At 58.7% G+C, this 15,716-nt stretch carries 11 protein-coding genes; 5 read left to right on the plus strand and 6 right to left on the minus strand.

The genetic code is table 11. From position 1 onward, the window contains the following. Positions 1-16: 16 nt before the first annotated feature. Both DL86_RS18555 and DL86_RS03290 read left to right on the plus strand, forming a co-directional pair. Complete coding sequence (locus DL86_RS18555; RefSeq protein ID WP_245276209.1) at positions 17-763, plus strand: hypothetical protein; 747 nt, start codon at positions 17-19, stop codon at positions 761-763. Between the two features lie 220 nt (positions 764-983). Beyond that, positions 984-3,383, plus strand: coding sequence for an SIR2 family protein (locus DL86_RS03290; RefSeq protein ID WP_036258226.1), 2,400 nt, complete (start codon positions 984-986; stop codon positions 3,381-3,383). A gap of 338 nt (positions 3,384-3,721) precedes the next feature. Here DL86_RS03290 and DL86_RS03295 read toward each other — a convergent pair whose 3' ends face one another. Further along, complete coding sequence (locus DL86_RS03295) at positions 3,722-6,625, minus strand: DNA methyltransferase (RefSeq protein ID WP_036258228.1); 2,904 nt, start codon at positions 6,623-6,625, stop codon at positions 3,722-3,724. 592 nt (positions 6,626-7,217) lie between these two features. Here DL86_RS03295 and DL86_RS03300 point away from each other — a divergent pair. After that, on the plus strand, positions 7,218-8,099 hold the full coding sequence (locus tag DL86_RS03300; RefSeq protein ID WP_036258229.1) for an ArdC family protein: 882 nt from the start codon (positions 7,218-7,220) through the stop codon (positions 8,097-8,099). 109 nt (positions 8,100-8,208) lie between these two features. Here DL86_RS03300 and qatD read toward each other — a convergent pair whose 3' ends face one another. Genes qatD through qatA form a run of 4 tightly spaced genes read right to left on the minus strand, consistent with a single transcriptional unit; the run spans position 8,209 to position 13,160 of the window. Continuing rightward, a complete protein-coding gene (gene qatD, locus DL86_RS03305; RefSeq protein WP_036258231.1) occupies positions 8,209-8,973 on the minus strand; it encodes a Qat anti-phage system TatD family nuclease QatD in 765 nt (254 codons plus the stop codon). Further along, the gene (gene qatC, locus DL86_RS03310; RefSeq protein WP_036258233.1) at positions 8,970-10,343 is read right to left on the minus strand and encodes a Qat anti-phage system QueC-like protein QatC; all 1,374 of its coding nucleotides are present in this window, start codon (positions 10,341-10,343) and stop codon (positions 8,970-8,972) included. The genes qatD and qatC overlap by 4 nt, the downstream gene beginning before the upstream one ends. Beyond that, positions 10,340-11,200 (minus strand): Qat anti-phage system associated protein QatB, encoded by an 861-nt coding sequence (qatB, locus tag DL86_RS20735; RefSeq protein WP_342585843.1) that lies wholly within the window; start codon positions 11,198-11,200, stop codon positions 10,340-10,342. The genes qatC and qatB overlap by 4 nt, the downstream gene beginning before the upstream one ends. Before the next feature lie 4 nt (positions 11,201-11,204). Then, on the minus strand, positions 11,205-13,160 hold the full coding sequence (gene qatA / locus DL86_RS03320; RefSeq protein WP_036258236.1) for a Qat anti-phage system ATPase QatA: 1,956 nt from the start codon (positions 13,158-13,160) through the stop codon (positions 11,205-11,207). 441 nt (positions 13,161-13,601) lie between these two features. Between qatA and DL86_RS03325 the strand changes: the two genes are divergently transcribed. After that, complete coding sequence (locus DL86_RS03325; protein ID WP_084572691.1) at positions 13,602-13,970, plus strand: DUF6876 family protein; 369 nt, start codon at positions 13,602-13,604, stop codon at positions 13,968-13,970. Between the two features lie 164 nt (positions 13,971-14,134). Here the strand turns inward: DL86_RS03325 and DL86_RS03330 are convergent, their stop codons facing one another. Beyond that, positions 14,135-14,713, minus strand: coding sequence for a hypothetical protein (locus DL86_RS03330; protein WP_156964449.1), 579 nt, complete (start codon positions 14,711-14,713; stop codon positions 14,135-14,137). Between the two features lie 469 nt (positions 14,714-15,182). Here DL86_RS03330 and DL86_RS03335 point away from each other — a divergent pair, with 469 nt between their 5' ends. Next, positions 15,183-15,548 carry a hypothetical protein gene (locus DL86_RS03335; RefSeq protein WP_036258240.1) on the plus strand — a complete coding sequence of 122 codons (366 nt, stop codon included), beginning with the start codon at positions 15,183-15,185 and terminating at the stop codon, positions 15,546-15,548. The last annotated feature ends 168 nt before the right edge of the window (positions 15,549-15,716 follow it).

A 15,716-nucleotide genomic window follows, 5' to 3' on the forward strand; every position in this document is an offset into this window, starting at 1 on the left:
CTGCTGCGGAGCCGGCATGGCAATCCACGATCGCGACAAGACAGGCAAAACGCGCGTGCGCTGTTCCGCCTTCCGCGAGAGCCGATCCTGCTCGCACGCGCGCCTCTATTATCTCGAGGACATCGAGCGCGTCACCGTGGAGGGTCTGCGAGCGGAGTTGCGCGATCCAAGGATGATCGCGGAATTCGCAAAGATCTATCATGCCGAGCGAAGCAAACTCGCGCATGAGGCCGTCGTCGCGCGAGCGAATACGGAGCGCCGCCGCAACGAGACGACGCGATCTCTGAAGCGTCTGGTCGATGCGCTGGCCGACGAAAGCGCAAATATTGGCGCGATTCGCAACCGGCTATTGGATCTGGAAGGAGAAAGAGCGCGGATCGAGGCTGAGCTGGCGGACATGCCCGAGCCGATCGACGCCACGGCGCTGCATCCGATGGCGATTGCGCGCTATCTCGAACAGATCGATCAGTTGTCGGCCGCGCTAAAATCGGGCCGCGATATCATGGCCGGGTCTTCGGCGGATTCCTTCCGGGCGCTGGTCAACGCGGTGATCGTCCACCCCGTCGCGCCCCGCACTCCCCTGGATATTGAATTGCGAGGCTATCTGGCGGAACTGACCGCAGAACCAAAATTCCGCCCGCATGGGCGGCATAGTGGGGTAACGGTGGTAGCGGAGGCCCGCTACAGCCATTCCCCCCCACCGGAAATCGCGGAGTTTCCCTTGCGGTTGCAGGGCGCATTTGTTCGCCCAAACGCGATTTAACGATGTCCGGCTCCCTACGGTGGACCCTGGCTGTCCGCTTCGACACCCGAACCGGACGCTTTTCCGGTTGAGCAGACCTCAGCTCGGCCCACGGGTTCGTCTTCCCAGAAAACGCCCGCCGTTCATTATTGCGCCATGCTGACCGAGTTATGCAAAGACTATTTGCGGCTTGCGATAGCGGCATCGATAGACCACTATTCATTTGAATTGGAGGGGCATTGTGTCCGAATCAATCAATACCATCGGTGAAGTCGAGCCGAGCACTTCGATCATATTTCTTGGGTCAGGCTTTAGTCTTGGCGCGAAAAACATCGCTGGCGGCAGGCCGCCGAACGGAAATGGCCTGCGGCGGCATTTCATTCAGAAGCTCAAGTTTCCAGCCGATACGAGCTATGATCTTCAGGTACTGACCGAGGAGTTTGCGAGCGACGATTCGCAGAGGCTTCGAGACGAAGTCTACCAGATATTCCGGATCGCCTCTCTGGACAACGCGCAAGCGGCGATTTTGGATGAGCCGTGGCGCAGGATCTACACGACCAATTACGACGATGCCGTCGAGGTCTACCGGCTTGGCAAGAAGCTGCCCCCGAATGGATACGACGTGTCTGAGCCGGTCCCGAACAAGTTGCCACACGGCGCGGTTGTTCACCTGCATGGCAGCATAAGGCTCGTTACCCCGGAGAATGTCCGCACCAGCTTGGTTCTGGGCGAGGCCTCCTACGTCAATCAGTATGTTGTCCGATCACCCTGGTACGACCAGTTCCAGCGCGATCTGGTGTTCGCGAGCGCCTTATACATTATAGGATACAGCCTCGCCGACTACCATATTGCGGCTCTGCTCCTCGAAGATTCAGGGCTCGCGACGCGGACGCTTTTCATTCAAGGGCCAGACCAGGACGATGTTTTTCTGCGACGAACAGCGCCTTATGGACGCACCCTGTTCATCGGAACGAATGGCTTCGCGGATGCCTTGAAGAAGGCCCCCAGAGCCGAGGCACCGACCGACTTGTCCCGGCTCAAGTCATTCAGGCCGTTAAATCCGGTGCGGGATCGCAGTTCCATCGTGCAACCGACCGCGGGCGAGGTATACGACCTGCTTGTATATGGAAATTTTGATCCGGGCCGGCTAGCGAGATCTCAGCCGGGAGAGACATATGCGATTGCGCGCGCGGAAGCCGTTCGATCGGCGGCGGACGCGATTGAGCATCGCCGCGCGCTTGTCGTCGATGGCAGGCTTGGAAATGGCAAGACACTATTCCTGCATCTGCTCGCATTCGAGCTCTCGAAGCGCGGCTGGACATGCCTCCTTTTTCGGCCGGGTCATCCCGAGATCGCGGGCGAGGTCGTTGCGCTTCGGAGCGTCGAGCGCCTCGTTATCTTCGTCGAGCAATATTCGACCAGCCAGGACGCTCTGCAGGGTCTCCGTGCCGCTTTGCCCGACGTCAAGTTTGTCATCGAGGTACGCACCGGCACATTCGAGGTGCGCTATCATGAATTCGCCGAACTGCTGCCCAAGCCGTTCGAACGGATCAGCCTGAATCAGCTGACCAACCCCGAGATGGCAGCGTTTACCCGTCTTTGCAAGTATGCCGGCCTGCCTTTACCTGCAACCGGCGGGAAGCAACCGAGCGATCTGAGAGACATGCTCCTCGAGCTGTTCAACAACCGGTCGATCCGGGACCGGATCGAAAAGTCGCTGGCGCCGTTGTTCGAGACGCGCATCACGCGGCGCATCCTTGTGATGACAATGTTGATCGCCGCATACCAGGGATCGATCAGCGCCGGGTTTATCCGATCGGTTATTGGCGCCGATCCCTTTGTGGCGCTGAAGCCCGTGGAGGACCTCGCCAAAGAAATCTTCGAGTTGTCGGCCGACAGTTTCCGTGCCAGGTCCGCAGTCTTTTCGGCATTCGTGATCAAGGCGTTCATCGAGCCCGAGGAGATCGCCGACGCGGTCACCGAGGTGACGCTGGCCGCAGCGGAGCGCAAACCCCAGCGTGCCTATCGGGTCCTGATGTCGAACATGATGGCCTATAGCAGTCTTCACCGTATGCTGCGGGACAAGACGGACGCGATGGCTGTGATCCTCCGGATTTATGAACGGCTACGCTACGACGAACGGGTCAACGATGAACCCCTCTTCTGGCTGCAATATGCCATTGCAATGGCCGAACTCCCCAAACTCGACGCGGCGCGGGAATATATTCAGACCGCCTATCGCAAGGCTAATGAGCTTCCCGGCTTTCAGACCTTTCAGATCGATACGCAGGCGTTCCGGATTGCGCTGTTGTTCGCGACCCAGGAAAGGCCGGGTGGTACGATTACGAACATCGAAGAAGTTCTGGCCGGGTTGGAGCGCATAGATGGCATGCTGACCGAGGACAGCCACCGCGCCTATGCCGTTAAGGTGCTTGAGGGCATCCCGCTATTCGTATCGGCTCGACTGAAAGACATGTCTGCGAGTGAAGCGACCGCCGTGCAATTCTGGTTGCTCAAGATCGCCCGTTCGCTCTCGGCACTGCCCGCTGACTTCAAGGCGACGACGGGATCGGAACTGGTGCGCACACACGTTACGGAATCGGCCGCCCGCTTCCTCCAGGCGGACCAGGGTTGGCTGTAGATTAAAACGGCCTCTATTCCGCCGAAATCTGGCATCTTTCCCGCTCTTTGTAGATCGTATCCGTGCTGGGCGATGAGCTGCGGGCACGGCCAACCACATGGCTGTTTGAGGATGAGCCAGAAATGGGCCTCTCCAACGCGGTCTACTGTATTTGCGTTTCAGATCCGAACAAGAGGAAGCGTGCATTCACCATCGGAAGAGCCGGTCCCCGAGCGCCCAGCACCAAGGAGAAGAGGCCGTGAAGCAGCGGCGAATCTCTGAGGAAAGGCCCGCTAAGAACTAGATTCCTTGGTACGGGGCACAGCCATCCCAAGGAAAAACAGTGGCGCTTCCGTCTGTTATTTCGTCATCGCTAACCGATCGGCGCTTACAAACCCAGCCTTCCTCTTCACGATCGGAGGAAGCCCAGGTCCGACAACTGATTCGTTATCCTCTTCCTTTGTTGCAACGGATTGGTTGAGATCCAGAAGGAAGACCAGCGGGTCCTCGGATTTTTTAATGCCATATGCCTCCCGCACAGCCACATCCAAATCGGCGTGCGCGGCTTTGAGCGGCGAAGCTCCCGGAGTTTCCAGTGTCCGGTACACCTCCCGAAGGGAAAGATCGTATTTTTTCATGAGATCGCGGCGAAGTTTTCTGAGCGAAACAGCCGCCTTTGCGACGTTCTTGACAGAGGAGAGTGTCGGTGTCTGCGGCCACGGAAAAGAGTCAAATACCGTGTTCGAGGTATACCTGGGATCGCTCTTCATTGTCGAACATCGTTCGGTGAACCACGCCCAGTGGATCCCGGATTGGAGAATTCCAAACGAGTAATCATCGTCCAAAGGAAAGGCCGTTAACGAATCGTTGGGGCGAATTTCCGGCGAGATAAATTCGAATATCGGCCGTTTTGTCACGCGGCCGCATACGATGTACCGCTCCAGCGGAGCTATATGCGAGAGCAATTCACCCCGTCGGCGGAAAAGCAACCACCAGGTCTTCAGCGCATTCGCGTGATCCTTGGCTATTTTGCCTTCTTCGTCATCAAGCAAGGCCTCATCATTGCTCAGCTTCTCCTTCTCCGCCGCCTTCACCCTTGCCTTGAGAACGCGCTGTTCAAGGATTTTGTAAACTGTCGAAAATTTCCGCACATCAAGCAGGCCGAGAGTTTCAAAATCAATTACATACCGGGTCGGCAAGCCGTCCTTGGTGCCGATCAGGTCATCCGTAATCATGTAGGGGTGAAGATAAGGCTTTAGCCCCTTATCGCCCTTGATAAGGTTTCTCGCTTCCTCGGGGCTTAGCAGAAATCCATCGTTCCCATGCGTTTGTCCCTGATAGCATGCGGTAGAGAACGCGTTCGCGTAAATCGGTCTGGCGGTGCTAACGTCAACCTCGAACGAAAGGGACGGCCCGATACGCTCTAGGTCCCTTATTTCCCATGGCGAGTCCTTGTGGTCACCGATTTGCCGAAACAGCTTCCTCTTTGGCTTGTAGGTTCCCTTCACCCAATTGACGATAGAGACATGGACAACTGCGTCTCCGCTCCACACTTGGGACGAAACGGCCTCCGTGATCGTTCCGCCGTTTTTCACGATGTAATCGAGCCCGCCCATTCGAGAATAGTTCTGGCGGATGGTGTTTGTTCCGACTAGACCGGCATGCTCTCCTGATTTGAGATGATCGTGTGCCTTGCGAAACCAGTAGACGCAATAGTCCGCGCGTCCCGGAACGCCAGGGATTTTCTTTCGTACTCTGTTGACATACGCGCGTCCGAGTTCCTCGATCATCTTATTTTTCGACTGATAAGGCGGATTGCCGATAATGGTGTTCACCTCCGGCCAGTCAACGAATAGAGCGTCGCCGCAGCGAATGTTTGAATCGAGATTGTCGAGGGGCAGCGCGTCGTCCCCGTGCAGAGCCAGTTCAATCTGATCCCGCTCCAGCACTTCTATAGCCTCGTCGAGGGCAAGCTTCTTGGCAAGCATCAGCGTGACTTTGGCTAATTCGACCCCGAAGGAGTCCCGATCAATCCCGTAAAACTGTTTGGGACTGATAAGAGAAATAGTCTTTGCCTGCGCCTGAAAATTCGAGGCGCTCACCGTCTCCTTCAGCTTTGCCATTAGTGCGATTTCCACCCGCACCAACTCGCGATAAGCTAGGTAAAGGAAATTGCCGCTGCCGCAGGCGGGATCGAGCACCTTGAAGCTCATGAGGTCGCCGCGCAAGGCCAGCAGGTCCTTCATCGTAGACGCCTTGCTAATCCGCTCATCCCACGGCCTCGATATGGTCGGCGTTATTATGCGCATAATGTCCGCTTCAGATGTGAAGTGAGCGCCGTACGCATGACGCTCCTCTGCATCCATGCTCTGCTGGAAAATTGTGCCGAATATCGCAGGATTTACTTTCGACCAGTCCTTAGTCGCCGCTCCCTCGTCGGGTGCGCAAATGAGTTCAAGTTCTGCTGGCTTCAGGTCGACCGGGTCGATGGTCTGAAAGACGCCGCCGTTAAAATAGGGAACGCTCTTGTACCTGCCGCCGGTCGCCAGTTTGGTCGAGTTCATTTGTGAAAATAGGCCGCCGAAAAGATCATACGGACTTTGACCCTTGCGCCGGCAATCATCCGCTAGGCCGTAGACGATGCCCGCGGGCAGCAGGCCTATGTCCTCGGCAAACATCGCTACCACCATCTGCAGGACGAAGCGCTGCGCCCTTGCGCGGTCTATCCCTCGCGCTACGAGAGTATTGAAGAGTTGAGCGACTTTGTCGGCGGCCTCACGGGAAACCGCTTCCCGGTCGTTCCCAAACTGCGGATCCGGATTATCCGGAAAGAGGAAGTTAAGTGCTGTGTACCGACGGGGAAGATCCGCGATAGCTACAATGTCGACTGGCTCATCAATCTGTTTGTCGAAGTCGTAAATCCAGAACTCATCGAAATTGCACAGTACGACGTAACGTGGGCGATTCGGAACGGCGTGAATCCAGTAATCGAAGGCTTGCTTGTAATGTAGAAAGAGGTTCTCACCACGCTTTTTCATCTCTATAAGTAGACGGGGCTTCCAGATCAGGTCCGCAAAACTTGTCCCGCGCGTCACCTTCTTCTTGATGCGGAATTCGAGCTCTGCACCGGCCTCCTTATATCCCTTGTGGCCGAATGCCTGGAACAGGCGATCGCAGAAAACCTGCGCCTCGCCCTTCTCGTCCCCCTTGAGCAATTTTATGTAGTCGAGAAAGCGTTCAAGCTGTTCCGTTATCTCGCTCATCGTCTATTCGTGCTCCCCACCTGACGCACCGATGACGGAGCCAAGCTTGAGCCACCGCGCCGTCTGGCGACGCAACGACGCATGAATTCCCGGATTACTTGCGCTGCCGGCTTGTCCTGCGCGCGGCACACCTCCAAGAATGCATCCCTTAGATCACGCTCGACGCGTATGCGAAAGCCTGTATCCTTCGTTCCCATTCTTGGAGTGTACCCATTGGATACACATTTTGATAGCCAAAACTACGGATATCGCCGGTCGCTCGGGGATTCGTTCTAGAGTGTCGGAAGTCCGACCTCGCCAGCCGGTTTTGCTCGTGGCAGAAAATTTTTGAAAACGGCTGCTGAATATAATCCGCACCCATTTCCTGAATCGTTCCCCTAAGCGGGCCTCCCAGACGGCCTCTCAGGTGGGACGGGTGACCGGTCCCGCCTCCGGATCAACGCGGCTCGCTTCCGCACCCTTCGGGCTTGTGCAGCTCCGCCCCGCATCGCGGCGCGCTGACGCGCGGCGTTTGATCCCTCACCCAATGGTCCCGGTCCCTTTTGCCCCACGAGGCCGCAATCGCGCGGCCCGCAAGCAAAGGGGAACGACCATGACAAAAGAACGCTTCGACATTCACCAGCACATCACCGACAAGATCGTCAGCGCCATCGAGCGCGGCGCCGGAGAGTTTCGCCTTCCCTGGCATCGCGGCACGGGCAACATCATGCGCCCGGTCAACATCGCCTCGAAGAAAGCCTATCGCGGCGTCAACGTCGTCGCCCTCTGGGCCTATGCCGAAGCATCCGGCTTCAGTTCCGGCACATGGGGCACTTACCGCCAATGGGCCGAGGCCGGCGCCCAGGTCCGCAAGGGCGAGAAAGCCGCCTATGTCGTCTTCTACAAGGAGCTTGAGATCGCCCCCAATACGGGCGAGGCCGAGACTGAAACCCGCCTGTTTGCCCGCGCCACGCCGGTCTTCGCCGTCGAGCAGGTGGACGGCTATCAGCCGCCAGCGATCGACGCGCCGCCAGTCATCACAATGACTCCGATCGAGCAGGCCGAGGCCTTCGTTGCCGCGACCGGCGCGCGGATCGACCACGGCGGAACCCGCGCCTTCTATCGTCCATCGACGGACAGCATCCAGCTTCCCCCGCGCGAAGCTTTCATCGGGTCGCCGACCAGCTCGCCTGCGGAATCATATTATTCCACGCTACTGCATGAACTCACGCACTGGACTTCGGCCGAACCCCGCTGCAATCGCCGACTTGGAAAACGCTTCGGCGATCATGCCTATGCGATGGAGGAGCTTGTCGCGGAGCTGGGCGCCGCCTTCCTCTGTGCCGATCTTCAGATCAGCGACGAGCCCCGCGCCGATCATGCGCAATATCTCGCTCATTGGCTGACCGTGATGAAGGAAGACAAGAAGGCGATCTTCACCGCCGCGTCCAAGGCCTCCGAGGCAGCAGCGTATCTCATCGGGCTGCAAAGCTAGCGCCGTCCGGTCCGGGGCCGCCTTCGGGCGGCCCGGTTTTTTTAGTCTGCTTCATGGGAACGCCAATCTGGCTGTCAGGCAAGGTTGCATCAGCCGTCGCAATCAAACACTAAGGCCCAACGAGAGTCGCGAGGTTCGATATAATCTGGCGCGCCATTACTTCGGTCGAATTTTGCCGCAGAGATGCGAGTTCAATCACAGTCTGCTTCACATCGGATGGCCTCACTGGCCGTCCATCAATTTCGACGAACGGACCGTCGGTTTCAGTCAGGAGTCGGTCGCCCGGCAGCCCGGCGACCATCGCTCTGTGCTTGGGAGATCGCAGCATTTCGACATTTATAGAAAAATAGCAGCCGAGGTCAACGGCGCGACGTGCCTCGGCGGGTGTACCTGTAAACCAATGCAGGACTGGGCGACCGCTACCGCCCGGCAGGCTCCGCTCGATATGGGCCAGCACCTTGGAGACGGCGCGGACACTATGGATGGTCAGGATTTTTCCGCCCTGTTCTGCACAAGCGCGTAAGACAGACTCGAAGACTCGCTCCTGAGCCTCGAAGCTCTTGTAGAAGCGCGGTCCGGCATCAAGCCCGACCTCACCGACGTAGCGGGTTTCGGCGAGGTGGTGATAGAACAGCGGAAGCTCGCCTGCACGTTCAGCGACGAGTTGGGGATGTAAGCCAAGGGCCACCCGGACGTGCTTGGAAGATGCTGCCATGTCCCGATTGCGGGGCCAGGCTTTAGGGGTAGTGGTAACCGTCAGTGTCGCGACCGCGTCTTGGTCGCATTCCGCGATCAATGCAGCGTGATCTTGATAAAGATCAAGATGGCAATGGAGATCGACCCACTTCGGGCGTGTCGGAGCAGGATCGGTCACAGGGGTTTGACCCTGACGCCGGCAATCAAGCGACCTACCTCGCGCAGCCCCTCAGCGTAGACCGTCTCGTAGGCGCCTAAATCGCCGGGGTAGTCGCCGAGCGGGCCCGGCCTATGGATGTCGAATCTGGCGCGGCCCGGTTTTTTGGCAAGACGGGACAGCGCCAATTGAAAGGACCGGATGTGTTCGCCTTCAGCTTTGTTAGAGTCCAGCACACGGGCATGGAGGTCAGGGATCTGATAGGGCGTGTCATCCGAGCCCAGGCCTTCCAACATCGCCGCCCGGCGGATCAGGCAGGGCACGCAATACCCGCAATGCTTGGGTTGGCGCTGGTCTTCCTCCTTGGCATATCGAGTCTTCGCCGGCGCCGAGCAAGACATGGTGTTGCGCGCTTGCTTGCGGAGAAATGCCAGATCAGCGCATCCCTTGGCCATCGCACCCTTCGTCTGATGCCGATAGGCGTTGTCGACGCGGGCGCTTATTTTGAGGCCCCGCAGCAGATCGTCAAATCTCGCCATGTAATAGGGATGGGTTGTGCGAGTGCTCAGCGCACCCAATCGGAGCGAATCAAGCGGTACGTTAAGTGAGATCAGACCATTCTCCGGAACGTGGATGACGACGTCGCCACCGATGGCGTCGGCGGCGAGCGCAGCCAAGGCGAAAAACAGGAAAGACCGAGCCCGCAGTGTATTCTCAGACGGTGAATCTTCAACGGTGTCGTTTGGGAAGCCGACACGCGCCCTGATATGATTGAATTCAATTCCGGGAAAATGTCGCTTCAAGACTCCGCCGCAGTACTTCTGATGCTTGCTGGTGATGCCGTCCCAATAATGACTGACAAGCATCGGTTTCGCGCCAGCAGCGAAAAGGTCGATTGCCCCGATAAAGCTGTCAAGACCGCCCGAGAACAAGCAGACCCCCGTCGGGTTCGCGGTGCGAAGTTTCTTCGGCAGCGTCACCAGCAGTGACAGGCCGGCGATCCTTGGCCGGAAATATAGCCCCCAACGATCGCCGGTGAGGAAGTCGAGCATTCGTCGGAGCAGCGGAACCAGATCCTCCCAGATTGCGGGATCTGCTACCGGGATGTGTAGATCGATCTCTCGCGTCCAGGAATCCTGAGATTCAGTCTTTCGTGATACGCGGGTATCAGCGGCGGTGAGAACGGCCGCAAGCAGGGCCAGATCAACCGCTCGTTCCGAAGGGCGAAGGCCGAGTTCCCCAAGCTGATCGAGAGCTTGTCCGAGGCCGAATCCGAGCCTATGGTCACCGTCGACGAAGTGAATCTCGGTGACATGACTGTCGAAACGCGCCGGCCTCACTGGTGCTGTGTCTCCTACGCCGAGGCGGCAGACGATGCTGTGGTGTCTCATTTCGCTGCCTCCCCTGCGGCCGCGACGAGTTCGAACGCCGCTTCATAGATTTGATCGACGACCCGCTCGATGTTGCGGTCGCTCAATCGATCGACGCCGTCCAATCGGTCGGAAAGTTCCCCGCGGGTGCATCCAGTCACGAAGTCATGGAGCTGCTGCTGTGCGCTTTCGACGGCAGCGACATCATCAGGAAGAGTCACGCCACGTCCACCCAGGTCCGCCACGACGCGGCCTTCGATCGAACGAGCAATGAAATCGAGAAAGAACTCCTGCATCTGGTCCGGCGTCATAGTGCCGAAGTCGCCGACCCCCGACTCTGCGAGATCGCCGATCGTTTCCAGCATTGCCTGCCGGGCGATCGCTTCGTCTATCGCACCGCCCGGCGGACATACGAACTCCAGGAGTGCCATGAAGACGTCTGCCGCTGGCCGTCCAGCGAGCCCCGGCAGGTTGAGCTGACGCAGCGCTTCTGCCGCGCCGAAGCGTTGGACATCACGGACGACCCCGAGGAGGCGCGCGCCCGTTGCGCGGGAAGCCCCCATGCGCCGCGCTGCGCGTCGTGCTCCGCCGGTCCCGTTGCGCACATAGTTAGATAGGGCGCTGCCCAAGGCACTCCGACTGCTCGTTCTGGCGAACCGAGAGAAGCTACCGCGCGCGCCTCCCAATCTACCCGCGCCAGAGACGTCTGGCGCGCGCGGGACTGCCGGCGCGCCTGGTAAGGGTTGAGCGGGGGCAGTTAGATTGGGGGCGCCGGGAGCTGGCGCTGGCCCGGCGGGGGCCACGCCCGGCACCGGGTCATCGACCCAGGAAGGTACGAGACCGGTTGCGGGGCCGCCATATCCCTTCGACGTTCCCATCCGGTCAGGCCTTCTTCATCGAGGCGATTGCGTGGGCTGCAGTCTGTAGAACCTTGTTCTCGGTTTGCTCGGCCCAACCGTTCAGGACGCCTTGAAATTCGGCAGCGGTGTTCGTCTCGGTGAAACAATTTCCCAAACTCGATGCAGCCCAAGCCCCAACCTTCGCGGTTGGCAGTTCTCTAACAAGCCCGAGCAGACGGCGCTGGAGCGGCGGATGTGCCGCGACGAGCGCGATTAGCCCCTGAATGCCTTTCGGCTCTGTTGTAAAGCTATCTTCCTGCAATATGCGCCCACGGATGGCGTCGAAAACCTCTTCCGGTTCCGGGCCGGTCAGCTTGGCGATCTCCTGTCCGGCACCCCGGGCCATCATGCGGGGACCCATCAACTTTTCAACAAGACCCTCAAGATGGCTGGCTGCGGCGAGTCCGCCAAGGGAGCTGCGTTTATCCCGCGTAACGAAGACGTAAGGGCGAAGATCGACGCCCGCGAGCAGAGGGTCGATTGCCGCCCAGCCCTTCGCCCATTCGTTCTTCGTCCATTCCTCGGCTTCTGCAGGCAATGGTGTTGCCTTGGGGCGCGGTGCTTTCCGAGCGCCCTTGCCGACCGGCTTATCGTCGTCGTCATCTTCGAAGGCGGGATTGCGAACATAGTCTTCGAAACGGGCAACCGCCTCGGGTTTGCCGTCGTTGGCGCCTGCGGTCAGCCGAGCGATCTGCTCATAGAACTCGGAATAGAAGCGTTCGGCCAACATGATCTTGGCCAGAACCGGCCGCTGAATCTCGGCGCCGAAGCCGCGCTCCTCGGCGATCGCGTGGCGGAGCATCATTGAGTTGAGGAACCGCTTGATCTGTCTCGGATTGCCACGGGTCCCTTCGCTCAAGATCTTGGTGACGTGAGCACTAAGGACGAGCGCCTGATCGATCTCGGGCGGCACGGTTCCGCCCATCGCCGTCTCAACCGTTTTCCGATCGAGCCCCCGGCTCTTCCAGGGACGCTTCATGTCCTCCCGAGCCGCCCCAAGAAGTTGGATGAAGCGCCTATCGCTTGTGCCGAGCGCATTCTCGGCGAGAAGCAGGGTGACGTAGACGCGGGTCTCGGCGAGACCGAGAGCGGGGATACGGAACGGCACCTGAATCAGCTTTTCGAGATAATTTCGTGCGTAGCTTACGGGACCGGAGCTAGGGGGCAGATCGGGAAAGTGCTCGCGGACGGCGTATTCGATCATCAGCTCGTCGGCGCCGATGACAAAGGCGGTGCGTTCGACGAACAGGAAGAGCCTGATTGCTTCCAAGGTCGCGATGGCCGTCTGCGGAAGGCAGCGGTCGAGATCGTCGACGATGACTACGAGTTGGTCGATATCGGCGGCGTCCAGCAATTCCTTGAACTCTTCCCGGAAAGCGTGGATGTGTTCAGGAAGATGGTCGGCATCCTCAGGAGCCCTCTTGATGAAATCGCCGGCCTGTTCCGCCACGCTCTTCATATCTTCGAGCGATAGATGATCCTGCGGTTTGGCCAATACGGCCGTTGCCATATCGAAAAAGCTTTTGACCTGATCGAAGGTCGGAATGCCGGTTGCCGCTGTGAAAGCGAATCCGCCTGCCTTATGCGCGAGTTTCAGCCAATCGACCCGCTTCAATACCTTGCGGGCGGCTTCCGCGACCTTGCTTGAAGCCGGCCGAGCGCGGCGCAGTTCATCGACGATGGTTTCGATGACGACTGTCTTGGCATCCTCGAAGCCTTCGAAGGTCCAGCCATTGAACCAGAGGCAAAGCACGCGCTTGTCGTCAGCGAAGGCGGCCTCGGTCATCTTGAGGACGCTGGACTTTCCCGCGCCCCAGTCTCCGTGGACCCCTATGGTAACAGGCGCTTCAGGGGACTCGCGGATGAGCTTGACCACGGTCTTGGCAATCGCCTCGTAGTAGAGGAGATCTGTTGCGGTCTCTTGATCGTTCAAGAACATTTAATCTTCCAAGCCCCACTTCTTCGCAAAGCGAATCGCCATGTAAACCAAGTATATTCAACTTATAGGAATTTGGGTCACAGAAACGGATGCCGTCTCCTCCACACGAATTGGAATAAATCCGGCGTGTCGGATTCTGGTAAAATTTGCGACCTCGATTATTTTGCAGAACAGTCCCGTCGTAAGGCTCACTTCTATCGGTTCCCAGCGTCCTTCCCTAGGCGGTCACGCAGACGGCCTCTCATGTGGGAACATATGACCGGTCCCGCCTCCCGATCAACGCGGCTCGCTTCCGCCCCCGGATCAAGTCCGGGCTCGTGCAGCTCCGCCCCGCAGGGCGGCGCGCTAACGCGCGGCGTTTGATCCCTCGTCCAATGGTCCCGGTCCCTTTTGCCCCACGAGGCCGTAATCGCGCGGCTCGCCAAGCAAAGGAGAACGACCATGACCGATACGAAAACACTCACCAGAGACGACCTGATCCAGTTCACCGGAAGCGAGCAATGGTATCGTCACGCAATGGTGCGCGACATTCATTACACCGACGGCGTGAAATACGTCGCCGAGACTGGCGGCGCCCATTGGCTGATCGATGAAATCGCCTTCGCGCAACGTTTCGACAAGCTCATTGCAGCCGAGGAGTTTCAGAGCTGGAAACTCACCGTCAATCTCGATCACACCGCCACGCTCAATTGCGAAGACGGCAATGGCGGCGTCGTGTTCACCAAGGCGATCGAGTTCACCGATTTTCCGCTGGCGGAAATCACCCTGTATTTCATCAACAACACCATCCTGTTGCCGAGCGAATATTGACCGGGAGGAGGGACGGGCCGCCGTTTGGCGGCCTTTTCCTTTTGGCCCACCTCTTGTGGGTCCCCCCGCCGGTGCGATGCCGCCCGCCCGGCATTCCCCGTTGATCCGAGTGGGCAGGTTTTTTTGTTCCGGCACTGTCGAGATCGGGGCGGGCTTGCGTTCTGTCATTGAAGCCGGACGATAAATCCCATCGGATCGTCGTCGAGCATTTCGACATAGCCGTTCTTCTGCACGCGCATCGAAACGCCGAATAGTACGCCCTGATAAACCATGTAGCCCTTGAAGGCGAAGGCATCGCCGTCAGCGGTCTCGCCCATGCAAACGAAACGCATATCCTCGGGCATCCGCTGATCCGGCTTGTCTTCATTGACCAGCCTGTAGCCATTCAGAGACTCGACGATCACGAAGGACTCGCCGGCATCAGTCTGCAAGAACGTCGTGAAAAACCGGACATAAGCAATCACGTTATCCCGCGTGAGCGCGAGGCCGGCGGCCTCATTCGCCGCGTGAATATCGGCGCTTTTCCCGGTCAGCGGATAATACTCCTGCGCAGAAAGATCGCCCGGTCCGGCCGCGACCATGAACGCAAGGTCCATGTCGATGATCATTTTGACCAGTTCGCCATTTCGATAAAATGGAGCCTGCATGGTGGATGCCTCCTGGATCGTGTAATGCGGCGGCAAATCCAGTCGTTCGTGCAGGCGTGTCAGCTCTTCACCCTGAATAATTTTAGTCCAGGACATTCTGAATGCTCCGTTGCGGTGTGCTCTCCTTTCTATTTTTGACGCTGCTGTTTGGGCTTCAAGGCGCGTTGCTGGTCATAAACTGGTCATTCGCATAGCGGTCGTGAGCAGGGGATTCACACCGACTCTGCGTTGCGCTTCTACGAAGATGCGGCTCCATCCCGCATATCATCGGTAGCCATCAGGAATTGAAGCTGCGTTCCCCGCTTAAACCGGCGCGGACCGTTTGGCGTCGAGCACTGCGAAATCGCCCGGCGTGTTCTCCCACTTATGAGGCCCGCCAGAGGGCCTCGAATGCGCGCGATCCCTGAAGACCCGCGTCAGGGCGGCAAGACCTTTCTTCGACCCTTAAGGAGGGAACCCAACAAAGGACCGGCTTCGCCTTCTTGCCCCCCTGCCTTGTGCGGCTCTTCGGCCGGGCCGCGTCGAGGCCCCGCTGTGGCGGCCTCCAGAAAGAAGGAGAATCCCGATGGGACTGGATATGTTCGCACTGACGACCACCGAAAAACCTGCCTCGAACGTCGATTTTGACGCCGATGCGCACGGCGAGCTGCATTACTGGCGAAAGCACCCCGATCTGCATGGCTGGATGGAAAAGCTGTACCGCGAAAAGGGCGGCGCCGCTCAATCCTTCAACTGCGTCCGCATGGTGCTTGCGACGCCTGATCTCGACCGCCTTGAAGCCGACTTCAAAGACAGCCGCCTGCCAGATACGCAGGGCTTCTTTTTCGGCGAGTCGGACGGGTCTGAAACAGCCGGTGACCTGGCGTTCATCGGCAAGGCGCGCGCCGCCATTCAGGAAGGCCTGACGGTCTATTACACATCGTGGTGGTAAGACACCGCCGAAAAGGGCCGCCAGCTGGCGGCCCTTTCTCTGCTTGTGCCCCCCGCCGGCCAGTCCCGCCGGTCCCGATCCCCAGCGGGAGTGAGCAGGGGATTCACACCGACTCCGCTTTCCATTACGATTCTCCGCTCCGATTGGACCTGTCCGCCATAGCCTCCT

This window comes from Methylocapsa aurea (assembly GCF_000746085.1).
In the GTDB taxonomy this organism is placed as follows: Bacteria; Pseudomonadota; Alphaproteobacteria; order Rhizobiales; family Beijerinckiaceae; genus Methylocapsa; species Methylocapsa aurea.

Excerpts from the sequence above, each read along its gene's own strand:
- DL86_RS18555 (WP_245276209.1), top strand. The coding sequence starts at position 17 with ATGGCAATCCACGATCGCGACAAGACAGGCAAAACGCGCGTGCGCTGT.
- DL86_RS03295 (WP_036258228.1), bottom strand. The coding sequence starts at position 6,625 with ATGAGCGAGATAACGGAACAGCTTGAACGCTTTCTCGACTACATAAAA.
- DL86_RS03300 (WP_036258229.1), top strand. The coding sequence starts at position 7,218 with ATGACAAAAGAACGCTTCGACATTCACCAGCACATCACCGACAAGATC.
- qatC (WP_036258233.1), bottom strand. The coding sequence starts at position 10,343 with ATGAGACACCACAGCATCGTCTGCCGCCTCGGCGTAGGAGACACAGCA.
- qatB (WP_342585843.1), bottom strand. The coding sequence starts at position 11,200 with ATGGGAACGTCGAAGGGATATGGCGGCCCCGCAACCGGTCTCGTACCT.
- qatA (WP_036258236.1), bottom strand. The coding sequence starts at position 13,160 with ATGTTCTTGAACGATCAAGAGACCGCAACAGATCTCCTCTACTACGAG.
- DL86_RS03325 (WP_084572691.1), top strand. The coding sequence starts at position 13,602 with ATGACCGATACGAAAACACTCACCAGAGACGACCTGATCCAGTTCACC.
- DL86_RS03330 (WP_156964449.1), bottom strand. The coding sequence starts at position 14,713 with ATGTCCTGGACTAAAATTATTCAGGGTGAAGAGCTGACACGCCTGCAC.
- DL86_RS03335 (WP_036258240.1), top strand. The coding sequence starts at position 15,183 with ATGGGACTGGATATGTTCGCACTGACGACCACCGAAAAACCTGCCTCG.